Here is a 19,645-nt window from a genome sequence, read left to right as displayed (position 1 = left end):
ATGGCTGACCCGTCGGAGCTGGCGCAGCAGGTCGCCCGGGGGGCCCTGTTCCGGGGGCGCCACAGCGTCGCCGACTCCGGCGAGCCCATCGAGGCGGCCGTGGGCGGCACGTTGCTGGCGGCGGGCGGCGGCAGCACGGTGGGCTGGCAGCTCTGCCGCAGCAGCGAGGAGCTGGTGCGTTCTCTGCACAACGACACCTCCCTGGGGGTCGGCCTGGGACCCCTGAGCCTGCTGGGGGCCAAGCGGTCGTTCCGCGACTCCCTGAAGACCACCGCCTTCAGCCTGTCGCTGGTGGTCTGGGCCCGCCAGGTGAGCGTGGCGCTGGAGGCGGGCCAGACCCGGCCGCTGGAGGGGGTGGCGGTGCCGGCCGGCGCCGCCGAGCTCGAGGCCTTCGTGGCCCTGCACGGCGATGGCTTCGTGGCGGCGGCGGAGGTGGGCGGCGAGTGCCATGGGGTGTTCACCTTCTACGCCCAGTCGCGGGAGCAGGCCCGGCTGGTGGAGCGGCAAATCGGCGCCGAGCTGGGCCTCGGCGGCCTGAGCCTCAACCCCACCGTGGTGGAGACCGTGACGGCGGTCGCCCGCAGCGCCTCCGTGAACCTCGGCTTCCGGATGCAGGTGATCGGCACCAGGGCCCAGCCGCCGGCCGACGCCGCCTCCCTGATCCCCTTCGCCCACGACTTCGCCCGCCTGCCGCTGGATCAGCCGGCGCTGATCGGGGTGCGGACCCGGGGCTACGAGACGGTGCCGGCCATCGGCGCCGCCTTCGAGCCGGTGGCCGCCAACCGGCGGCTGTTCAGTGGCGACGCCTCGGGTGCCGGCCTGCTGGAGCGTCGCGAGCAGGTGGTGGGACTGATCCGCCAGATGGACTGGGTGGCGGAAACGTACCGGCTCTACGGCGTGCCGCCGGACCCGCTGCTGGCCGACCGGCGCGCCGCCGCCGCCGTCGATCGCCGCGCCATCGACGCCTGCCGGGCCGCCTACAGGGACGCCGCCGCTACCCCCCTGGAGGCCCCGGCGCTGCCATCCCTGGCGGCGGGCAGCCCCGAACTGAACGTGACCCTGACCGAGGAGCTGCCGATGGGGGGCAACGGCGGCGCCCCCTTCGCCTTCCCCGGGAGGGCCGACGCGATCCGCCGGCGGCAGCGGCTGGTGGAGGTGGGCCTGCGCACCGGCTCGCGGGTGGATCAGATCCGGCTGCGCTATGCAGGCGAGGGCGATCCCCTCGAGCCGGAGCTCCATGGCGGCGGCGGCGGCGGCGACCGGGGCGTCCTGCAGCTGCCGGAGGGCGTGACGATCCGGCGTATCGAAGGCCTCAGTGGCACCCGCGTCGACCGGCTGTTCCTCAGCAGCAGCGACGGCCAGCGCATCGGCGGCGGCGGCGATGCCGGCGACCGCCCGGTCGACTGGACGGTGCCCGAGGACGCGGTGGTGCTGGGCTTCAGCGGCCGCAGCGGCCGCGAACTGGATGGCCTGCGGGCCGCGGTGGCACGCTTCGGGCCCCTGATCTGGCAGCCGCTGGAGGAGGACGGGGCGGGGTCAGAGCCCCGTTAGGTTGACGGGCCCCGATGGGCCGCGCCGATGGAGATCAGCCTGCTGGGCACCGGCCTGCTGGGGGCGGCCATCGGCGAGCGGCTGCTGGCCAGCGGGCACCGGCTCACGGTCTGGAACCGCCACCCGCAGCGCTGCGCGCCGCTACAGGCCCTGGGCGCGACGCTGGCCGCCACGCCGGCCGAGGCCGTGGCCGCCTCAGACGTGGTGATCACGGTGCTGAGCGACGGCCCCACCACGCGGGCCGTGCTGCTGGAGCAGGCCGGTGTGGCACTGGCGGGCCGGCTGGTGCTGCAGGTGGCCACGATCGCGCCGCAGGAGAGCTGGGAGCTGGTCGCCGCGCTGGCGGAGCGGGGCGCCGAACTGCTGGAGGTGCCGGTGCTGGGCAGCCGGCCGGAGGCCCTGGCCGGCACGCTGCAACTGATGGTGGGCGGCAACGCGGCGGCCCTGGAGCGGGCCCGGCCGGTGCTGGCGGCCCTGGGCGCTGAACCGCGGCTGCTGGGCCCGGTGGGGGCGGCGCTCAGCACCAAGCTGGCCCTCAATCAGCTGATCGCCAGCCTCACCCACAGCTTCAGCCTGAGCCTGCATCTGGTGCAGCGGGCCGGGGTGGACGTGGAGGCCTTCATGGCGATCCTGCACGCCAGCGCCTTGTACGCCCCCACCTTCGACAAGAAGCTGGCCAAGGAACTGGCCGACGACTACGCCAACCCCAACTTCCCCACCGGCCACCTGCGCAAAGACCTGCTGCTGTTCCTGCAAACGGCGCGCGGGCTGGGGCTGGAGACGGAGGGACTTGATGGGCTGGCGGCGCTGCTGGAGAGGGCGACGGATGCGGGGCTGGATGAACTGGACTACAGCGCGCTGCACAGGCTGACGGCGGGGATGTAGCGGCTTGATCCACGATGGTTCGGCCTGCCAGCGGCACCCGAACCGGACGGATGGATCAGAGTGAACAAGTGGTTCACCGGTCCGAGAACCACTTGGTCATAGTGGACAACCCGATGTGAAACACACTGCCCTGCGGAGATGGTCAACCGACACCCACCCGAAGACTCGTGGTGGTTCTCGGAAGGGAAGCGCAGCTCGGCCGTGGTTCACGGAAACCATCCAATAAGCGTTGGGCTTACGGTGGTTGACTGATTACATTGTCACTTGAATCCAACATTGCCTTGCATTAACGTCAGTGTAGTGAAGAGACCCACAGCCATACACTCATCCATAATGTCATTTCTATTGACAGCTTATCCATGTTGGGCATTGGAGTAATGCAACAAGATGAGTCAGCCCAATCTGGTAGGATTGAAATTGAGACTATACGTTCCGAGGCACTGCGTAAGGTTGGTCGCAATGTTGTCAACTTTGCAAGACTCGAGTCTGGCCTCAAGATCTTACTCTCGTTGTGTATATCTGGTTCTCCTAAGGACCTAAAGAGAAAGAAGCGACGCAGAATTCGAGAGAATCACAGGAAGACCCTTGGGAATCTTACGATGCAAATTGTTAGTTCACTGGAAAAGGGACACGATAATCTGGAAGACATTCCCGAGAACCTAGACGACATTCACATTTCACTTTCCTTTTCAGTCGGAGATGACAAGGGCTCCCGGAAGTTCCGAGAATCCCTGCTAGAACTTGTAAAAGATCGCAATAACTTGATACATCACAGGCTGGCCGAGCTAGATAGTACATCAGTTGATAGCTATAGAATGCTAATTGAGTACTTGGATGAGCAGCAAAAAAGAATAATTGAAAAGCTTGATTCGATTGGGATTCTACTTGATCTTCTTGATCGGGCCCGCAACGTGATTGTTAGTGATCCTCAGGGCCAGCTGTCTAAATTCTTATTGACTTGCGATTCGTGCGAAGCCCAACAACAAGATCCACCTGACCCGCCACCGATGTCTCAGTAGTTATACCAATGCGATGCTTGCGGGCAGGTGATCTTGAGCGTTAGCTTTACAGAAAGGCCGCGGTGGCTAGCATTGATCTGGCGGTGACCATCTGGGATGCCGACAATCCTCAGAAGAGGCCCGTACAGGATTCTAGTTCTACAGTCACGAGCCAAATGAACCTCCCCACATTCACGTTGACCGAGATTGGGACTCCTGCAAGGTATGGCTCACACCAGTCGCACTTTCTTCTGGTCTTGGCTTTAAGGCCAGGAAACTCCTAGGCATTGAACGGCTGGTCAGCATGAACTGATCTATCCTGTTAAAAGCATGGGAGGAGTTTCATGGCTAATTCTGGCGAGCCTGTGACAGATGTTGCCTGTACGGAGGACAAGCTGGTTGTCGACCTTGCAGACGGCCGCACTATCTCTGTGCCTTTAGCTTGGTACCCGCGCCTTCTGCATGCCACTCCTCGGGAGCGTGACAACTGGGAAATTGCTGCCGCTGGCTTTGGAATCCACTGGCCGGAAATTGACGAAGACCTCATTGTGGAGGGCCTTCTTCGTGGAGCACCATCTCCGCAGGCAAAGGCGCAGAGCAGTTAACGCAGCCATTCACCTGATCCGCCCTTGATCATTTTCATCGCCCTGGCGCGTTCGTTGCACATACTCACTGGGCCATAAGATGGCCAGCGTCATCTGGAGCTGTCTGTGTCAAAGGTTCAGCGCCAATACGTGACGTCAACTTGCAGTCTCATAACCGCTGCAGTCAACGCCCATGGACTGCATCAATTCCAGCATCAGCGCGGGTTCATATTTCGTCCAGGCGTGCAGGCCGAACGGTGGATCGCCGTTGTTGTAAAGCTTGCAGGCGTATGTGCCGGTTTCCCAGCCAAATCTCACACAGACATTGGGGGGAGCCACTCGGAATTCAGGCAACAATGAAGGCACAAGAGAAGTGAAGAAGATGTCCCATCCTGTGTTGTAGAGGCGATAAGCTCCTCGTAGCAGGCCCCCGGGATAGGCGGCAACGAGGCCCCTTCTGAGCTTCGGCAGATTGCGCTCCACCAGCCCGCAGTAAAGGTCTCCGAAGACGTGCCGCCATGAATGCCAGCGAAGCCAGGATGACGTCACCCATCGCATCGCCGCAAGGTTGGTGAGCGACAGCCCGCCGTTGGCACCTTGGCAAAGGGCAACCCCGGCCAGAGCATCGGCATCCACTCGCGTCCAGGGGGAGCCGATGAAATCGTATGGTTCTGTTGACCAGTGATCCAGCTCATCCTTCAGAAGGACGGCATCAGGCTCATGAAGCAGCATATGACTATAGCCGCGGAGGAGACGGTGGTTATAGATCATGGGCGATATCATCATGCGGTTGTAAGCCCTGATGCTTTCCATCCACCGAGGCGGCACTTTGAGATCGCAGGCATTCGGCAGCAGTCTCCTATAGGCATGTGTCTCGATCGTCTGCGGTGAAACAAGAAGGATGGGTCGTTCAGCCATCAACCTGCCGAGGTGACGGAGCCCAATCCGTTCGTTCGGTGTAGGGCGCGATCGATGGACGGGAACAACGATGATGGCTCGATTCACCATGTGGCGCAGTCCCGCTGACCTGGGGATCGGGCAGATTTGATCACGATACACGAAGCGGCATGTCCACTTTTCCAGCACAACGGGAATGTCGTCGAATCCCCTGGGGGCGCCACGTTGCGTTGACTGGCTGAAATGAATAATTCCCGGCTGCTTACTCCTGACCGTGACTCTCGATCCCATTGCTGTCCTGGCAGGCAAGCGATTCCGCTGGTGATTCCTGGACGGTCATGGACATGGCGGTTCACGTGCCGCTTCCCGGATGGCGCCAGTGGGGAAGCGACACATCGGCCATGTTCCGCTCCGCCAATTCCCGAAGGGCCTGATGGAGCTGTGGCTGGAGCCATGGAGCCAGCTCGCCCGGTGCCAACGGCGCCGACAACAGCCTCAGTCCCCCCTCGTGAGTGACCCGCTCGATCCACCTGCGATGACCCGCTACCTCCCTACCGAAGAGCAGTGCTGGACCTCCCTCGATGTCCGGGCGATCCCGATGCAGGCCTGCCGCCTGTGGGAAGGGGACCACAACGTGGAATCGGGGCTCTACCGGCTGCCCGCCGGCCTCACGATTCCCTCCCATCGCCACAGGTGGCATTTACGTCGTAGAGCCGGTTGACACCCACCGGGAAACCGCCGTCGAAGACAGCCTGCTGGTGGAGATCTGCGAGGAAAACCGGCCTCAGCCCAGATCTGCCAGCCGCTGCCGCGCCAGCGCCGCCTGGGCCTCGGCTTCGGCCAGGTTGGTCTGGCACTCGGCCACCACCTCCGGCGGCGCCTTGCCGGCGAAGTTGGGATTGGCGAGGCGGCCGGCCAGGCCGCTGATCTCCTTTGTGGCCTTGGCGATGTCCTTCTCCAGACGGGCGCGCAGGGCATCGAGGTCGACCAGGCCCTCCAGGGGCAGCAGCACCTGCAGCTCGCCGCTCACCGCGGCCAGGGCCCGGGCTGCGGGCCGCTCTGCCGCCGCCGCCGGATCCAGCACGGTCACACTCTCCGCCTTGGTGAGGGTGGTGATGTCGGGGCTGCCCTCCCGCAGCACCGCCGCCAGCTCCTGGCGGCCGGTGATGAACAGCACCGGCGCCCCCTGGGCGGGCTTGAGGCCCGCCACGGCGCGCAGGTTGCGCACCACCCGGATCGCCTCGATCAGCTCGGCGAACGAAGCCTCCAGGCCTTCATCGAGGGCGGCACTGTTAGCCGCCGGCCAGGGCTGCAGGGCCAGGAAGGAGCCCTCGGGGGCGCCGGTGAGCCCATGCCAGAGCTCCTCGCTCAGGTGGGGCATCAGCGGATGCAGCAGCACCAGCAGCTCCGCCAGCACCTTGGCCAGCACCTGCCGGGCCACACGCTGGTCGGCCAGCACCTCGGCGGTGAGGGGCTCCCCTTCGGCGGCGGGCCGAGGGTTGAGGCGGCGTTTGAGCAACTCGATCGTCCAGTCGCAGACCTCGTTCCAGGCGAACTCGTAGAGCCCCTTGGCGGCTTCCCCCAGGCCGTAGCTGGCGTAGCGCTCGGCCGTCTCGCGCTTCACCCGCTCCAGCCGCGAGAGGATCCAGCGGTCGGCGAGCTGCAGGTGCGCGGGGTCCGGCGCACCCAGGCTGGCGGGCGTCTCACCGCCCAGGTTCATCAGGGCAAAACGGGTGGCGTTCCAGAGCTTGTTGGCGAAGTTGCGCGCCGCCTCCACCGTGGCGGAGCTGCCATCGCTGCGGTCGTAGTCGAGGCGGATGTCCTGGCCGGCGCCGGCCACCTCCCGCACCAGGGCAAAGCGCAGGGCATCGGCGCCGTAGCGCTCGATCAGCGGCAGCGGATCGATGCCGTTGCCGGCGCTCTTGCTCATCTTGCGGTTGTTCTCGTCCCGCACCAGGCCGTGGATCATCACGTCGGCGAAGGGCATCCAGGCCTTGCCGGCGCCGAGGGGCTGCATCGCGCCCGCCAGCATCGTCATGCGGGCCACCCAGAAGAAGATGATGTCGAAGCCCGTCACCAGCACGCTGGTGGGGTACCAGCGGGCCAGATCGGCGGCCTCGCTCTCGGGCCAGCCCAGGGTGGAGAAGGGCCACAGGCCGCTGGAGAACCAGGTGTCGAGCACGTCCGGGTCCTGCTCCAGCTGCACGTCACCAAACTGCGCTTCCGCCTTGGCGGCGGCCTCCGCGGCATCCCGGGCCACCACGTAGGGCGTGGCCTCGGTGATCACGCCGCCGGTCTCGCTGACCACGAACCAGGCGGGGATGCGGTGGCCCCACCAGAGCTGGCGGCTGATGCACCAGTCGCGGATGTCGGTGAGCCAGTCGCGGTAGACCTTCTCCCAGCGCTCCGGCACGAAGCGGGGCGCGCCGCCGTCGAGGGCCTCGCGGCAACGGGCAGCGAGGGGCTCGGCACGTGCGAACCACTGGGTGGAGAGCAGCGGCTCCACCGGCACCTTGCCCCGGTCGGAGAAGGGCACGCTGTGGCGGTGGGGCTCCACCTTCACCAGGAACCCCTCGGCCTCCATCGCCGCCACCACCGCCTTGCGGGCCTCGAAGCGGTCGAGGCCGGCGAAGCGGCCCGCCGCCGCGTTCATGCTGCCGTCCTTGGCCATCACCGTGATCAGGGGCAGGCCGTGGCGGCTGCCAATGGCGAAGTCGTTGGGGTCGTGGGCGGGGGTCACCTTGACGCACCCCGTTCCGAAGGCCGGGTCCACGTGCTCATCCGCCACGATCGGGATCTCCCGTCCCACCAGGGGCAGGGTGATCGTCTTCCCCACCAGGGCGGCGTAGCGGGGGTCGGTGGGGTGCACGGCCACGCCGGTGTCGCCCAGCAACGTTTCGGGGCGGGTGGTGGCCACCACCAGATGGTCGGTGCCATCGGCGGCCGGGCCGCCGCTGAGCGGATAGCGGAAGTGCCAGAGGTGGCCGTCGAGCTCCTTCATCTCCACCTCCAGATCGCTCACCGCCGATCCTGAGGCCGGGCACCAGTTGACGAGGTATTCGCCGCGGTAGATCAGCCCCTGCTCGTGCAGGCGCACGAAGGCCTCCACCACCGCCGCGCTCAGGCCGGGATCGAGGGTGAAGCGCTCCCGGAGCCAGTCCACCGAGTAGCCCAGCCGCCGCAGCTGGCCCACGATCGTGCCGCCGCTCTCCCCCTTCCAGGCCCAGGCCCGCTCCAGGAAGGCGTCGCGGCCCAGGTCGTCCTTGCTGCCGCCTTCGGCCTTGATCTGCTTCTCCAGCAGTGTCTGCACCGCGATCGAGGCGTGGTCGGTGCCGGGCAGACACAGCACGTTCTTCCCCTGCAGGCGCTGGAAGCGCACGATCGTGTCGATCAGGGCCGTCTCGAAGCCGTGGCCCATGTGCAGGCTGCCGGTCACGTTCGGCGGCGGGATGACGATGCTGAACGGTTCCCCGGGCGCCGTGGGATCGGGGTGGAAGGCGCCGGCCGCCTCCCAGGCCGCCTGCCAGCGCGCCTCGGTGGCGGCCGGGTCGTAGGTCTTGGGGAGGACGCCGTCGGGGCTGGGGGCGGCTGAGGCCTCGGTCACGGCAGGCGGGGGAAGATCTGCCCATGCTCGCAAAGAGGGCGGGTTCACCCTGCCTCCAGCTCCCCCCCAGTCCTTGGAGCGGATGCCGCCGAACAAGAGGCCATTCAGGGCGGCGTGAGGCCCGAAGTCATTCCTGCCACAGGGAGCAAGGCGGCACCACTGCTGGACTCGATCGCCGATGGCGTCAGTCCAGGGTCGTGGGGGAGGAAGACCTCCTGGCCAAAGACGTTCTGCACCACGAACAACAGCACGAAGCCGATCACCGCCGCGATCAGTGGCGTGGTGACCCAGCCGGAGGCGATCCCTCCAAGAACCCCCCAGCGAATCTGGCGCACCCCCTTGAGACCCTGCAGCAGGCCGATGCCGAGCACCGAACCGACCACTGCCTGCGATCCCGACACTGGCAACAGCGGAATCGTTGGCAGGCCCAGGCTCGCCAGCAGGCTCTCCAGCGCCGTGGAGGAGAAGAGGAACAGCACTAACGAATGGGACACGACCACCACGAAGGCAGCCAGCGGCGAGAGGGCCAACAGGCCGTCGCCCACAGTCATCATCACGCGTCGTGAGTAGGTATACACGCCCACGGCCACGGCGATGGCGCCGATCAGAAACAGCTGCTCCACTGACGAAACACTGAAGCGTCCAACGGTGAGGTCACGGAAGGGTGAGGCCTCCACGAAGAAGCCCATCACGTTGCCGATGCCGTTGGCGCCGATCGCATAGGAGCCGAAGATGCCCGCCAGGATCAGACCGGTGCGGGTGTTGCGATCGAGGGAGAGCAGGTGGGGCTGACTGAGGCGGATCCACTCCACCAGCAGCTTGTAAAGCAGCATCGCGAAGATCGCCCCATCGACCAGCCGAGGAACAGACCGCTGGAGAGGAAAATCAGGGTGACGATCAGGGACACCGTGGAAGCTCCTGCTCAGAGCGAGCGCTTGATCGCGAAGATCGAGAGGTCGTCGCCGATGTTCTCCGCCTTGTCAGCCAGGGAGTCGATCATGGCCACAGCCTCCCGCAGCTGGGAACGTTGCTCAAAGCTGAGTTCGGTGGCAAAAATCCTGCGCTTGGTCCGCCAGGCGAGCTTGTCGGTTTCATCCTCGAACACCCGCACTTCGTTGATGTGGTCACGCACAGCAGCCGGCATACGGAAGAACATGCGGGCCGCCACCACCACGGCCTGCACGCAGCGAATCGCCATGGCGGTGAGATCGGCGAAATCCTGACCGAATTTCGGCAGGCCGCGCGGCTGAACGATCATCAGCTCCTGGAAGTTGTCGCCCATCTCGTCGAGCAGTTCGAACAGGCTGCCGAGCAAGCTCAGCACGTCGCCGCGGGCATCGGGCAGCAGCATCTCGGTGTAGAGCATCGTGACAATCGTGCGCCTCAGTTCACTGCAACTGCGCTTGATCTCAATGATCTGATTCAGCTTCTCCAGGCAGATCTCCGGCCCTTCACTGGTGGTGAGATAGGCCTTGATCCCGATCTCGACGACGATCACACCCTCGGAGATCTTGTCGAGAAACTCATCGATCAGCCCAACCAGAAACCTGGTTTTACCGAATAGCGGTGGGGTTTCGCTGGACACTTGCCTCACCCTCAAACGCGTCATGCGCCCTTGCAGAGTAGGGGGCGTGGCTCACCGCCTGCACGCCTGCTGAAGGTTCGTTGCAACCTCAGCCTGCGGCACCGCAGCCGCCGGGTGACGGCGGACAAGCCAATCCCGAACCGGCAGTTGCCCTATGGGCTCAAATCGGGATCGATCTTCGTGGCCCTGGGCTCACGTGCCGAGGATGTTGATGGCCCTCGCCGCGATCACGGCGATGGTCAGCAGGGAGATGGAGCTTTCCAGCATCATCAGCAGCATGGCCCGGGCGCTGAGTGGGATGGCCCCGGTGGGGCTGAAGGCCGTCGCCGTCGAAAAGCCCAGGAACAGGTAGTCGATGAAGGTGGGGCGCCAGTCCGGGCGGACGGCATCGGGCACCCCCTCCTGGGGAAAGAACCAGTCGGCACGAATGGGCAGACAATTGAGCCTCGCCTCGGGGCCACCTCGATCGACATGCCAGAACGCCAGAGAGAACGTGACCACGTTGGAGACCCAGATCGCGATGCCGGAGGCGAGCAGCTCGATGGCATCGAGCTGTCCTCGGCCGAACAGCATCTCCTGAATCAGTACAGCCAGATTCGCCAGCGTGATGCCGCCCACGACAGCAACGAAGAGCCAGGTGGTGACGCGCTCGATGCGCAACCAGCTGCGGCGACCGGCCGTCAGTCCGACGGCCAGCATCGGGATCAGAACGGTGGCGAAGATGATGAAGTCGAAGCCGACAGGAAGGAGCCGGAACCGGCTCGGCAGCCCCCTCTCCAGCGCCCAGAGGACGACCACCGCGAGCGCAGCGGACCAGCGCAGTTCGATGCGCAGGGATTTGACTGGCTTGCTCTGGGTCATGCCGACTACTGCCGCGCCAGGATCATGCGCATCTTCTCTTCCTGCGACTCCACCGATGTGCCAGTCACATCCACCATCGCCCGCGTCACCGTGCCGGTGAAAGCGAAGGGTGGCTTGTAATCGGGCATGGTGGGTGAGCCGGGATCGGCGCCCACCGCCGCCCCCGCCGCCAAGCCCAGGCTCAGGGGAATCGTGACCGGCAGATGGCCCTCACCCACGGTCTGGCCATCCACGAACAGCTTGATCGCCGCCGGGGTGCCCTTGCCGTTGGCGATGTCGGCCGGACCCGTGGGGGTGAACTCCACGCTGAAGATGTGATGGCCGCTGGGAATCGACGCCGTGGACGTGATGCGGAAGTGGCTGTCGGCCACATAGTTGTAGCCGTAGGTGAGCAGGCCGTTCTGCACGTAGAACGCAAAACCACCGTCGTTGCCCCCCATGCTGAACAACACCCCATCGGCTCCGCCTTCGGGCACCACGGCCTCCACCGAGATCGAGTGGGGCCGGTTCATCACCCTGGGGGCCGCGTTGGTCGGCACCACCTGGGTTCCTGGGTAATAGATGTAGCGCTGTCGATCGGCGGCGATCTGAGGGCGCTCCACCCCGAAACGCTGAGTACCGCGACTATCGATCGGCAGCACGTTGTACTTGCCGGCCTCCACGTACCACATGCCGATCATGGCGATCAGGCGGTCTCGCTCCGTGGCGGCCAGGTTGTTGGTTTCGGCGAAATCCTCCTCGAGGTTGTAGAGCTCCCAGCCGTGGGCGTCGAGCTGGATCAGCTGGTCGTAGGAGATGGGATCGCCGAACCTGCGGCCCGATTCGCTGAAGGAGGGTCCGGGCCAGGGGCAGACCGCACGCCAGCCCTGGTGATACAGGGAGCGATGGCCGAACATCTCGAAGTACTGGGTGAGATGCAGGCTCGGCGCGGTGGCATCGTTGAAGCAGGAGGCCAGGCTGAAGCCCTCGATCGGGCTCTGGGTCACCCCCCGGATGGTGGTGGGCGCCTCAATTCCCAGGGCATCGAGCACGGTGGGCACCATGTCGATCGCATGGGCGTACTGGCTGCGGATCTCCCCCCTGGCATTGATGCCTTTCGGCCAGCTCACGATGAAGGGATCGCTGGTGCCGCCCCGGTAGGTCTCCCGCTTCCAGCGGCGGAAGGGGGTGTTGCCGGCATGGGTCCAGCCCCAGGGGTAGTGGTTGAAGTACTTCGGTCCGCCGATGTCGTCGATGGCGGCCAGGTTCTGCTCCAGGTTTTCCGGCACGTTGTTGAAGAACTTGCCCTCGTTCACCGATCCGGTAGGTCCGCCCTCGGAGCTGGCGCCATTGTCGGAGATCACCATGATCAGGGTGTTGTCGTATTCGCCCAGATCCTTGAGGAACGCGATCAGCTCGCCGATGTAGTGGTCGGTGTGCTCCAGGAAGCCGGCGAACACCTCCATCATGCGGGCATACAACCGGCGCTCATCGTCCGAGAGAGAGGCCCAGTCCTGCACGTCGGGATCGTGGCGGGAGAGAGTGGTGTTCGGGGGAATGAGTCCCAGCGCCTTCTGGCGGGCGAACGTCTTCTCGCGGTAGGCGTCCCAGCCGTCGTCGAATTGACCCTTGTATTTGTCGGCCCATTCCTTCGGCACATGGTGGGGCGCATGCATGGCGCCGGTGCAGAAGTACATGAAGAAGGGCTTGTTCGGCGCCACCTGCTTGGCATCGGCGATCATCGCCTTCGCCTTCTCCACCAGATCCGGCGTGAGATGATAGCCCTGCTCCGGAGTTTTCTCAGGTTCCACCTGAGTGTTGTCGCGCACCAGCTCGGGGTAGTACTGGTGCGTGTCGCCGCCGAGGAAGCCGTAGAAGCGCTCAAAACCTCGTCCAAGGGGCCAGCGGTCGTAGGGTCCGGCGGCGGAGGTGGCCTCCGCAGGGGTGAGGTGCCACTTGCCCACGGCATAGGTGTTGTAGCCCTTCTGCAGCAGAATCTCGGAGAGGAAGCCGTTCTCGAACGGGATGTAGCCGTTGGAGCCTGGGTAGCCCATCGACCCTTCGGTGATGCAGGCCAGCCCGTTGGAATGGTGGTTGCGCCCTGTGAGCATGCAGGAGCGTGACGGCGAGCAGAGCGCCGTGGTGTGCATGTTGCTGTAGCGCAGCCCATCGGCCGCCAGTGCATCCAGATGCGGCGTGGCGATCGGACTGCCGTAGCAGCCGAGCTGCCCGAAGCCTGTGTCGTCCAGAACGATGTACAGCACGTTCGGCGCACCCTCCTTCGCTCGGTTGGGCTCGGGCCAGGCCGGGGTCGACACATCGGCGGTGCGGCCGATCACACCGGGGAAGGCGGTGCCGGGCTTGTATTCGTTGAGGGGCATCGGGGACGTCTCAGCGGCAGTGGTCTTGTTCAGAACGCTAATCAGAGCCTCCTGGGCAGCTAGCCCATGGCCCGCGAAATCGTTGTAAACATCCTCCCGCGCTGCCATCTCAGCCGGCCCCTTGTCTCGTCACCTTGTCGGAAGGGGGCGTGAGGCATGCGAATGGCACAGCAAGAAGCCTGCGGATCGATGCTGTGGTCATCGCCAGGTTGACCCTGGTGTTGGTGATCAGAATACGGATCCGATTGCGAGCATTTCGTGGCTTGCACAAGGATTCGGGCCTGGAATGATCTGAACTTCTGGCTGCGGACTTCAGTGTTTTCCGCAGTGGATCGTTGTGTGCTCACCCTGAGTCACCAGGAGGCTGGGGGAGAGTTCGATGGCTACGGAATGGGGTGACAGGCCATGCATCTGAACAAGCCCGATTGACCCATGGCTCTCAGGAGGCAGCGAGCAGGGCGAGGTCGACCTCCCGCCTGCCCGCGTTGCTCCAGCCAATGGCGATGGTGTGGGTGTGAGTGTGAGTGTGAGTGTGAGTGTGAGTGTGAGTGTGAGTGTGGGCGAGGTTCTTGGCAAGCACAGGGGGGAGGCGCGGGTCGTGGGCCCGTGGTCGCAAAACGCCACTCCTCCTAGCCTCAACCCATGGCTGACGGCTGGGAATCACGGCTGGAGCGCTGGCGGCAGGCGGGCCTGATCGACCCCACCGGCGCCGAGGCCATCCGGGCCTGGGAGAGGGCCCAGCCCGGCCCCCGGCGGCTGCGGGTGCCGGTGCTGGTGGCCGTCGCTCTGGGCGGCGTGCTGGTGGCCGCCGGGCTGCTGCTGTTCGTCACCACCCACTGGGCGGCCCTCGGGCCCGGCCAGCGCTTCGGCCTGTTGCTGGCGCTGGTGGTGGGCCTGCACGGGGGCGCCGCCGCCGTGGAGCGCCGATTCCCGCCCCTGGCGGTGAGCCTGCACGGCGTCGGCACGGTGACGCTCGGGGCGGGCCTGTTCCTGGCGGGCCAGCTGTTCCACCTCGAGGCCCACTGGCCCCTGGGGCTGCTGCTCTGGGCCATCGGCGCGGGCCTCGGCTGGGGCCTGCTGCGCCAGTGGCCCCAGCTGGCGCTGCTGGCCCTGCTGGGGCCGGCCTGGCTGGTCGGTGAATGGCAGCGGGCCGTCGACGCCGCCAGCGAGGGACTGCAGCGGGGATCCGAGGATCCGACGGCCGGGCTGGCACCGGCAGCGGGCCTGCTGCTGCTCAGCCTCTGTTATCTGGCGGCGCCGACCGGGGCAGGCGCCGCCCCGGCGCCGCGGCGGGTGCTGCTCTGGCTCGGCGGGCTGGGCCTGCTGCCAACGGGTCTGCTCTGGCAGCTGGTCAGCCACGGCGCTCCCCGCACCGAGCCCTTGCCTTTGCCCCTGGCGCTCGTCGGCTGGGCCGTCGCCCTCGGGACCCCCCTGCTGCTGGGCCTGCGCCTGCGGGGCCGGCGCGCCTGGCCCCTGGCGGTGGCGATCGGCTGGCTGCTGCCGGGGGTGGCTCTGGCCTGGTCCACCCACCAGGACGCCGGCGTCTTCACCTATCTGTGGTGGGCGGTCGGCGGCCTGCTGCTGGTGGCCTGGGGCGTGATGGAGGGCCGCTCCGAGCGGGTCAACCTCGGCGCCGCCCTGATCGCCATCGACGTGCTGGCCTTCTACGTGTCCCAGGTGATGGACAGCCTGGGGCGCTCCGCCAGCCTCATCGGCCTGGGGGTGCTGTTCCTCGGCGGCGGCTGGGGCCTGGAGCTGCTGCGCCGCCGGCTCGTGGCCCGGGCCATCGGCAGGGGGGCCCCATGATTCCCGCGCCGGCGCGCGGCCTGCTGGTGGCCCTGCTGCAGGGCGGACTGCTGCTGAGCCTGGGGGGCCAGCTGCTGCTGGATCGGGCCACCCGGCCCCGGGGCTGGATCCTGAGCGAGCCGGTGGATCCCTACCTGCCGATCCGGGGGCGCTACGTGAACCTGGCCCTGCTGGTGCCGGCCCCCGAGGTGCCGGCCGGCCAGCCCAGGCCCTGGTCGGGGGAGCGGCTGGTGCTGCGCAGCGAGGCCGCCCGGGTGCGGGCCGAGCTGGCCGGACCCGCCACCCCCCGCTTCCGGAGCCTGCCGGCGACGCCGCAGGGCGAACGCTGGCGCCTCGGACCGTCGGTGGCCTACTTCATCCCGCCCGGGGTGGCGGATCCCTCCCGCCGGCCGGCCGGCGAGCAGCTCTGGGTGGAGGTGACCCTGCCGGGGCAGGGTCCGCCCCGGCCGATCCGGCTGGGGGTGCAGCGCGGCCATGGGCCGATCACCCCCCTGGAGCTGCGCTGAGGCTGGCCCTGGACACAGCCTGACCCGGGCAGCCCGCCTAACGTCCGCCGATGGCCACCGCCCCGCCGCTGGAGTTTCTGCCCCCTCGCCTGGATGGTCGGGTGCTGGCACTCGGCCGGCTGGTGCTGCCGCTCTGGCTGCGCTGGCGTTGCCGGATCGCGGCGGTGGAGGTGGAGGGCATGGCCACGCTGGTGGAGGCGATGCGCTCCTTCCAGGCCGGGGAGAGCCGGCTGCTGCTCGCCTTCCGGCACCCGAGTCTCGACGATCCCCTGAGCATGGCCCGGCTGCTGTGGGTGGAGCTGGCCCGGGCCGGCCGGCGGCAGGGCCTGCGCTTCGATCCGGCCCCCACCGGCCAGTTCCTGTTCGACCGCGGCATCCCCCTCTGGGCCGGGCCGACCATGGGGTGGCTGTTCACCCACCTGGGGGGCGCCTCGATCCAGCGCAGCAAGCTGGATCTGCCCGCCCTGCGCACGGCCCGGAAGCTGCTGCTGGAGGGACCCCACCCCTTCGCCCTGGCGCCGGAGGGGGCCACCAACGGCCACAACGAACGCCTCAGCCCCCTGGAGCCCGGCACCGCCCAGCTCGCCTTCTGGACGGCGGCCGACCTGGCGGACGCCGGACGCCACGAACGCATGGATCTGCTGCCGATCGGCCTGCAGTACACCTTCATCAAGCCGGTCTGGGGGGCGATCGAGGCCCTGCTCTGCCGGCTGGAGGAGGGGGCCGGCCTGGCCCCCGATCCCGGCCACGACCTTGACCCCTCCCGGCTGCATGGGCGACTGGTGCGCCTCGGGGAGCGGATGCTCGAGCAGATGGAGGCCTTCTACCGCGACAAGGTGCACCTGGCCCTGCCCGAGGAGTGGGTTCCCGCCGCGGCCACCGCTGAGCCGGAGCCCGCCTTCGGACCCCGGCTGCAGCGGCTGATGGATCTGGCCCTGCGGCGGGTGGAGCAGTCCTTCGGCATGCAGCCCTGTGGCAGCCTCACCGACCGCTGCCGGCGCCTGGAGCAGGCCGGCTGGGACCGGCTCTACCCCGCCCGGCCCCCGGGCAGTGAGCCCCCCAGCCCCCTGGCCGGGGCCCTGGCCGACCGGCTGGCGGAGGAGACCGGGGCCCAGCTGTGGCACATGCGCGTGGTGGAGTCCTTTGTCGCCGTGAGCGGCAGCTATGTGCGGGAGCGGCCGAGCCAGGAGCGCTTCGCCGACACCCTGCTGCTGCTCTGGGACACCCAGTGCCGGATCCAGGGCCACACCGCCAACCAGCGCCCCCGGCTCGGCCGGCGGAAGGTGCGGATCAGCATCGACCGGCCGATCGTGGTGGATGGGCGCCTCGCCGACTACCGCCGGGATCGGCGCCGGGCGGTGCAGGCCCTCACCGATGAGCTGCAGCTGCGGCTGGAGCGGCTGATCGTGCCGTCGCCCCTGGACTGACCGCTGGAACGGGGCCTCAGCCGGCGGCGAGGCGCGTCACGTAGGCATCGAGCGTGCCGGCATTGATCCAGCCGGTGGCGATGGTCTTGGTGTGGGTCTGGCTGACGCGGCCCCGGTGCAGATGGGAGAGGCCGGCGGGGAAGATCGCCAGCTTGCCCTTGACGGCCTCCTCGTGGTGATCCTGCCAGTGGAATTCGGTGCCGCCGTCGGGGACGGTGTTGAGGTAAAGGATCCAGGCCAGGACGCGGCGGATCGGCTCGGTGGCCTCATCGCTGGTGTTCCAGTCGCAGTGCCAGCTGTAGAACCCCTCCCCCGGCGCGTAACGCTGCAGGTTGAAGATCGGGTTGACGAACAGGGAGCGCTCCGGACAGCAGGAGAGGAACAGGGGCCGCTCGGCCAAGTAACGCTTCAGACCGGCGGAGACGCCGCGCATGATCACGTCCGCCAGGCCCTGGGCTTCCGGGTCGGAGCGGTCGATCCACACCAGGCTGATGTCGGTGGAGATCTTGCCGGGATCCGCCTCTGCGCCGTCGCCCGGTTCGCCGCCGAAGGAGAAGGCGACCCCGCGGCGCTGCAGGTCGGTGCGGCGGTCAAAGAAGGCCATCGCCGCATCGGCCAGGGCCCCATAGCCGGGATCCTCGAAGCTGGCGATCAGCCGCATCCGCGCCCAGACCCTCTCGGACAAGAAACCTAGAACGCTGGCCCGACGTCCATCGGGGGTGTCCTCGGCGTCTTGACGGGGCCTACAGGATCGGCAGAGTGCCGCCTGACGTCTCTCAGACCGTCTTGCCGATGACGCCGTCGCCGCGGACCACCGCCTCCCGCCAACGCCCGCTCCGACCTGGCCATGGGCTGTCGGGCCAAGGGCTGCTTGGCCTGGCCCTGGGGGCCTGGGCCGGCGCCGGCCTGCTGGCGGCGGGCGCCGCCGCCGACGCCGCCCCGTACCGGGCCCGGACCCTGGTGACGGGGCTGGAGAATCCGCGGGGACTGACGATCGCGCCGAACGGCAACCTCGTGCTCAGCGAGGCGGGCCGGGGCGGCGACGGCCCTTGCCTCGTCGCCGGCAGCGGCAACACCCTCTGCTACGACACCACCGGGGCCGTCGGTCTGTTCGATCGCTCCACCAACATCTATTCCAGGGCCCTCACCAACCTGCCCTCCCTGGCGGTCCAGTCCTCCCCCCTGTTCCCTGAGGGAACGGGCCTGGCGGACCTCGCCTTCAACGGCTCCGGCCAGCTGTTCGGGGTCTTCGGCTTCGGTGCCAACCCCACCCTGATTCCCGCCGCCGGCAGCCCCCTCTTCGGCAAGACGGTCGCCATCGACCTGACCGCCGGCAGCCTCACCCCCCTGGCCGACATCGCCGGTTTCGAAGCGACCCAGAACCCCGACGGCAAGGATCTCAACAGCAATCCCTTCGCCCTGGTGGTGCGCGGGGATGACACCTACGTCACTGATTCCGGCGGCAACAGCCTGGTGAAGGCCGACGCTGCCAACCAGGTCTCGCTGGTGAACGTGTTCCCGGAGGAGCTCGTCAGCACCCCGCCGCTGCCCTTCCCCTTGCCCCCCGAGTTCCCTGCCCAGGCCGTGCCCACCGGCATGACCATCGGCCCCGACGGGGCGCTGTACATCACCCAGCTCTCCGGCTTTCCCTTTGCCCCCGGGAGCGCCGATGTGTTCCGCTACGACTTCATCAACCCGGTGACCAAGTTCGCGGGGGGCTTCAGCAACCTGATCGACATCGCGGCCGGTCCGGATGATGCGCTTTACCTGCTGCAGTACAGCGATGATTTTTTTGGCCCCCCGTCGGGCAGCGTCCTGAAGCTGGGCCTTGATGGCAGCGTCCGCACGATCTTCGATGACCTGGTCAGCCCCACGGGCCTGGCCGTCGGCCGCGACGGCACGATCTACGTGGCCAACGATGGCGACGGGGTGAACGGCGAGCTGCTCGCCCTCACCCCGGTGCCGGCGCCCGGCCCCCTGCCCCTGCTCGGTGTCGGCGTCGCCTTCGCCCAGGCCCGGCGGCTGCGCCGCCGCTGCGGTGGCCTCAACCAGGCCCGTTCCGCCAGGGCACAGCGACCAGCGCCTCCAGCGGCTGCCAGCGGAGGCGATCGGGCGACACCAGGGGGCTGAGGCCCACGGCCTCGAGGGCGGCGGCCACCCGCTCCGGAGCGATGGCCTGCGGGGCGCCGGCGCCGGGCACAGGCCCGACCTCCAGCGGCAGCAGCAGCACCTGCTGCTCGGCCGGATCCGCCATCACCCGCAGGTTGAGGTCGGGGAGCTCGCGCTCGAAGAACAGCCGCCGCATCCGCGCGGTGAGCGCCGGGCCAAGGGCGACCGCGAAGGCCTCCAGGGCGCGGGCGTCGCCGGAGCAGCCGCAGCTCAGGGCCAGCCAGATGAGCAGTTTGGCCCAGCTCTCCGCCGTCCACAGGGGCGGGAAGCTCTGCCGGTGCTGGCGCACCAGCTCGGCGATGGCGAAGTCGAACAGGGTGCCCTGCAGGGAGGCCACCGATGGCAGGGGTTCCTGATCCATCCGGCCATCCTGGCGGCCAGGCGGCAAACTGCAGGGGCAACGACCGTCCCT

The 19,645-nt window shown here is 67.4% G+C and carries 17 protein-coding genes; 9 read left to right on the top strand and 8 right to left on the bottom strand.

Annotated features, from left to right (window positions below; all coding sequences use genetic code 11):
* The 4 genes from CYAGR_RS12595 to CYAGR_RS17405 all read left to right on the top strand — a co-directional run bounded on the left by CYAGR_RS12595 (position 1) and on the right by CYAGR_RS17405 (position 4,039).
* Positions 1 to 1,551 carry a jacalin-like lectin gene (locus CYAGR_RS12595; RefSeq protein WP_015110212.1) on the top strand — a complete coding sequence of 517 codons (1,551 nt, stop codon included), beginning with the start codon at positions 1 to 3 and terminating at the stop codon, positions 1,549 to 1,551.
* A gap of 27 nt (positions 1,552 to 1,578) precedes the next feature.
* Entirely contained in the window at positions 1,579 to 2,436 is an 858-nt protein-coding gene (locus CYAGR_RS12590) for an NAD(P)-dependent oxidoreductase (RefSeq protein ID WP_015110211.1), read from the top strand.
* Between the two features lie 1,188 nt (positions 2,437 to 3,624).
* Positions 3,625 to 3,747, top strand: coding sequence for a DUF4160 domain-containing protein (locus CYAGR_RS19280; RefSeq protein WP_245552674.1), 123 nt, complete (start codon positions 3,625 to 3,627; stop codon positions 3,745 to 3,747).
* 31 nt (positions 3,748 to 3,778) lie between these two features.
* Positions 3,779 to 4,039 (top strand): DUF2442 domain-containing protein, encoded by a 261-nt coding sequence (locus CYAGR_RS17405; RefSeq protein ID WP_015110209.1) that lies wholly within the window; start codon positions 3,779 to 3,781, stop codon positions 4,037 to 4,039.
* 135 nt (positions 4,040 to 4,174) lie between these two features.
* Here CYAGR_RS17405 and CYAGR_RS18530 read toward each other — a convergent pair whose 3' ends face one another.
* A complete protein-coding gene (locus CYAGR_RS18530; protein WP_156818476.1) occupies positions 4,175 to 4,936 on the bottom strand; it encodes a DUF5672 family protein in 762 nt (253 codons plus the stop codon).
* 514 nt (positions 4,937 to 5,450) lie between these two features.
* On the opposite strand from CYAGR_RS18530, the gene CYAGR_RS17890 reads away from it, so the two are divergent.
* Complete coding sequence (locus CYAGR_RS17890; protein WP_015110207.1) at positions 5,451 to 5,636, top strand: hypothetical protein; 186 nt, start codon at positions 5,451 to 5,453, stop codon at positions 5,634 to 5,636.
* A gap of 63 nt (positions 5,637 to 5,699) precedes the next feature.
* Here the strand turns inward: CYAGR_RS17890 and CYAGR_RS12585 are convergent, their stop codons facing one another.
* The 5 genes from CYAGR_RS12585 to CYAGR_RS12565 form a co-directional block, all read right to left on the bottom strand.
* Positions 5,700 to 8,519: a valine--tRNA ligase gene (locus CYAGR_RS12585; protein ID WP_015110206.1), complete on the bottom strand. Its 2,820-nt coding sequence runs from the start codon at positions 8,517 to 8,519 to the stop codon at positions 5,700 to 5,702.
* Between the two features lie 104 nt (positions 8,520 to 8,623).
* A complete protein-coding gene (locus CYAGR_RS12580; RefSeq protein WP_015110205.1) occupies positions 8,624 to 9,352 on the bottom strand; it encodes an inorganic phosphate transporter in 729 nt (242 codons plus the stop codon).
* An 89-nt stretch (positions 9,353 to 9,441) separates the two neighbouring features.
* On the bottom strand, positions 9,442 to 10,104 hold the full coding sequence (locus tag CYAGR_RS12575; RefSeq protein WP_043325854.1) for a DUF47 domain-containing protein: 663 nt from the start codon (positions 10,102 to 10,104) through the stop codon (positions 9,442 to 9,444).
* 192 nt (positions 10,105 to 10,296) lie between these two features.
* Positions 10,297 to 10,965, bottom strand: a complete 669-nt coding sequence (locus CYAGR_RS12570; protein WP_015110203.1) for a hypothetical protein — start codon at positions 10,963 to 10,965, stop codon at positions 10,297 to 10,299.
* 5 nt (positions 10,966 to 10,970) lie between these two features.
* A complete protein-coding gene (locus CYAGR_RS12565) occupies positions 10,971 to 13,325 on the bottom strand; it encodes an arylsulfatase (RefSeq protein ID WP_043325852.1) in 2,355 nt (784 codons plus the stop codon).
* 642 nt (positions 13,326 to 13,967) lie between these two features.
* On the opposite strand from CYAGR_RS12565, the gene CYAGR_RS12560 reads away from it, so the two are divergent.
* The 3 genes from CYAGR_RS12560 to CYAGR_RS12550 are packed head-to-tail and all read left to right on the top strand — an operon-like array spanning position 13,968 to position 17,064.
* The gene (locus tag CYAGR_RS12560) at positions 13,968 to 15,131 is read left to right on the top strand and encodes a DUF2157 domain-containing protein (RefSeq protein WP_015110201.1); all 1,164 of its coding nucleotides are present in this window, start codon (positions 13,968 to 13,970) and stop codon (positions 15,129 to 15,131) included.
* A complete protein-coding gene (locus tag CYAGR_RS12555) occupies positions 15,128 to 15,637 on the top strand; it encodes a hypothetical protein (protein ID WP_015110200.1) in 510 nt (169 codons plus the stop codon). The genes CYAGR_RS12560 and CYAGR_RS12555 overlap by 4 nt, the downstream gene beginning before the upstream one ends.
* Positions 15,638 to 15,687: 50 nt before the next feature.
* Positions 15,688 to 17,064 (top strand): lysophospholipid acyltransferase family protein, encoded by a 1,377-nt coding sequence (locus tag CYAGR_RS12550; RefSeq protein ID WP_015110199.1) that lies wholly within the window; start codon positions 15,688 to 15,690, stop codon positions 17,062 to 17,064.
* A 16-nt stretch (positions 17,065 to 17,080) separates the two neighbouring features.
* Here the strand turns inward: CYAGR_RS12550 and CYAGR_RS12545 are convergent, their stop codons facing one another.
* Positions 17,081 to 17,725 (bottom strand): 2OG-Fe(II) oxygenase family protein, encoded by a 645-nt coding sequence (locus tag CYAGR_RS12545; protein ID WP_015110198.1) that lies wholly within the window; start codon positions 17,723 to 17,725, stop codon positions 17,081 to 17,083.
* A 131-nt stretch (positions 17,726 to 17,856) separates the two neighbouring features.
* Here CYAGR_RS12545 and CYAGR_RS12540 point away from each other — a divergent pair, with 131 nt between their 5' ends.
* Entirely contained in the window at positions 17,857 to 19,194 is a 1,338-nt protein-coding gene (locus tag CYAGR_RS12540; protein ID WP_015110197.1) for a ScyD/ScyE family protein, read from the top strand.
* Here the strand turns inward: CYAGR_RS12540 and CYAGR_RS12535 are convergent.
* Entirely contained in the window at positions 19,109 to 19,594 is a 486-nt protein-coding gene (locus CYAGR_RS12535) for a hypothetical protein (RefSeq protein WP_015110196.1), read from the bottom strand. The genes CYAGR_RS12540 and CYAGR_RS12535 overlap by 86 nt on opposite strands.
* Positions 19,595 to 19,645: the final 51 nt, after the last annotated feature.

This window comes from Cyanobium gracile PCC 6307, from assembly GCF_000316515.1.
Taxonomy (GTDB): Bacteria; Cyanobacteriota; Cyanobacteriia; order PCC-6307; family Cyanobiaceae; genus Cyanobium; species Cyanobium gracile.
The sequence above is the reverse complement of the archived record's forward strand: the minus strand, read 5'-3'. Positions and strand labels throughout refer to the sequence as shown.